The sequence below is a fragment of the Actinosynnema sp. genome, from assembly GCF_052038725.1.
In genome coordinates this window covers 1-2,370 of record NZ_JBQGCX010000761.1, presented here as the reverse complement: position 1 = coordinate 2,370, position 2,370 = coordinate 1, and the positions used below count along the sequence as shown (strand labels likewise).

Below are 2,370 nucleotides of genomic sequence, written 5' to 3'. Positions count from 1 at the left end.
GACTTCGCGACCAGCGTGACCACCGGTGCGCCGCTGTCGCGCAGCGCCGCGACCAGCGGGTCGTCCGCGGCCTTCACGCCCGCGCGGCGGGTGGCGCCGAACGCGGCCAGCCGGGCGTGCTTGAGGTCGAGCTCCTGCGCGGCCCGGCGGAAGAACTCGGTGTCCTTGGGGTTCGCGCCCGGCCAGCCGCCCTCGATGTAGCCGACGCCCAGGCCGTCGAGCTGGCGCGCGATGCTGAGCTTGTCGGCGACCGAGAGGTTGAGACCCTCCTGCTGCGCGCCGTCGCGCAGGGTGGTGTCGTAGACGTGGAACGCGCCGTGGAGGTCCATCGGAAGCTCTTTCGTTTCGGGCACAAAAAAACCTCTCGGAGTACGAGAGGCGGCGCGTCGGGCGGGGGCTCGACGCGCTAGGAAATGATGATCACCGGGTGCTGCACGTGACCATCGTGCCACGACGACCACATGACGGTCACCCGATCTCGCGATCCGGATGCGTCGCCTCACCTACGATCGGGCGGGTGCGCCCCGCCCTCCTCGCCCTCCTGTGCGCGGGGATCCTCGGGTGGGCGACGCCCGCCACGGCGGTGACCGCCGACCCGCTCGTCGGCACCGGCGGTGGGCGGCCGTGGTCCAGCGGCAACACCACGCCCGCGGCGACGGTGCCGTTCGGCATGGTCCAGCTCGGTCCGGACACGACCGGCGACGCCGCGTCCGGGTACGACGCCGCCTCGACCGACGTCCGCGGCTTCTCCCCCACCCACGTGTCGGGGGCGGGCTGCCGCACGTTCGGCGACGCGCCGGTCCTGCCGGTCGCGGGCGCGGTCCCGGACGACCCGGGCACGGCGACCGCCACGCTCGACAAGGCGACCGAACGCGCAGTGCCCGGGCGCTACGCCGCCACCGCCGGCAGGGTGGGCGTCGACCTGGCCGCGACGACCCGCGCCGGCCTCCTCCGCTTCGCCTACCCCGCGGGCGAGGCCGCGTTCGCCCTGGTGCGGGCCGACGGCAGCCTGGCCGGCACCACCGCCGCGCAGGTGTCGTTCCCGAGCGAGCGCGAGGTCGCCGTACGCGCCCGCAGCGGCGGCTTCTGCGGCAGCGACAACTCCTACGTCGTCCACGTGCTCTACCGGTTCGACCACCCGTTCGCGGCGCGCGGTCGGTGGGGCGGCGGCGCGTGGGTGGGCTTCGGCGAGCAGCGGGTCGTGCGGGCCCAGGTGGCGGTGTCGTTCGTCGACGCCCGCGGCGCCCGGCGCAACCTCGACCGGTCGGCCCCCGGCTGGTCGGTGGACCGCCTGGCGGCCGCGGCAGCCGCCGCCTGGGACACCGAGCTGGGCCGGGTCGCGGTCACCGGCGGCGACCCGGTCGAGCGCGAGCTGCTGCGCACCGCGGTCTACCACTCCTTCCTGCACCCCTCGCCGGTCAGCGACGCCGACGGCCGCTACCCCGGGTTCGACGGCCGGGTGCACCGGCTCCCCCGCGGCGAGGTGCAGCTGAGCTCGATCTCGGGGTGGGACGTCTACCGCACCCAGGTCCCGCTGCTCGCGTGGCTGCGCCCGGACGTCGCGTCGCAGGTCGTGCGGTCGCTGCTCCGCGACGCCCGGCAGGGCGGCGCCTTCCCGCGCTGGCCCGTCGTGGCCGAGGACAGCGGCGTCATGGACGGCGACCCCGCCGGCCCGATCGCCGCCGGCGCCTGGGCGTTCGGCGCGCGGGACTTCCCCCTCGACGAGGTCGTCGACCGGCTGGCCCGGCAGCCGCGCGACGGCCGCGCGGACTACCGCCGCCTCGGCCATGTCCCGGGCAACGGCGCCGCCACCCTCGAGTACGCCGCGGCCGACTTCGCGATCTCCCGGCTGGCCGCGGTCGCGGGACGGCCCGGGGTCGCCGCACGCTTCCGGGCGAGCAGCGGGACCTGGCGGACCCTGCTCGACGGCGACCGGCTGCGCTCCCGCGGCGCCGACGGCGCGTTCACGGACGGCGGCTTCCAGGAGGGCACCGCACTGCAGTACACGCTCGGCGGCGTGCCGCAGGACATGGCGGGCGTGCTCGACGCCGTCGGCGCGACCACCGACCGCCTCGACGACTTCTTCGCGGAGCTGAACGCCGGCACCGGCCCGCACGCGTGGCTCGGCAACCAGCCGTCGTTCCTCACTCCGTGGACCTACCAGTGGCTCGGCCAGCCGGCGCGGACCCAGGACGTCGTCGACCGCGCCCGGGCCGAGCTCTGGAGCGCGGGGCCGGACGGCCTGCCGGGCAACGACGACCTCGGGTCGCTGTCGGCCTGGTACGTCTGGACCTCGCTCGGGCTCTACCCGCTCACGCCCGGCACGCCGAACCTCGCGGTCGGCGCACCGGCGTTCGACACCGTCACCCT

At 76.1% G+C, this 2,370-nt stretch carries 1 protein-coding gene and 1 pseudogene; one reads left to right on the top strand and one right to left on the bottom strand.

Annotated elements, in window-relative coordinates; all coding sequences use genetic code 11:
- Positions 1 to 329, bottom strand: a pseudogene (locus ACTUAL_RS15780) (citramalate synthase); the annotation flags it as partial.
- A gap of 188 nt (positions 330 to 517) precedes the next feature.
- Between ACTUAL_RS15780 and ACTUAL_RS15775 the strand changes: the two are divergent.
- Positions 518 to 2,370, top strand: a 1,853-nt coding sequence (locus ACTUAL_RS15775; RefSeq protein ID WP_440900791.1) for a GH92 family glycosyl hydrolase, incomplete at its 3' end; no start/stop codon positions are given.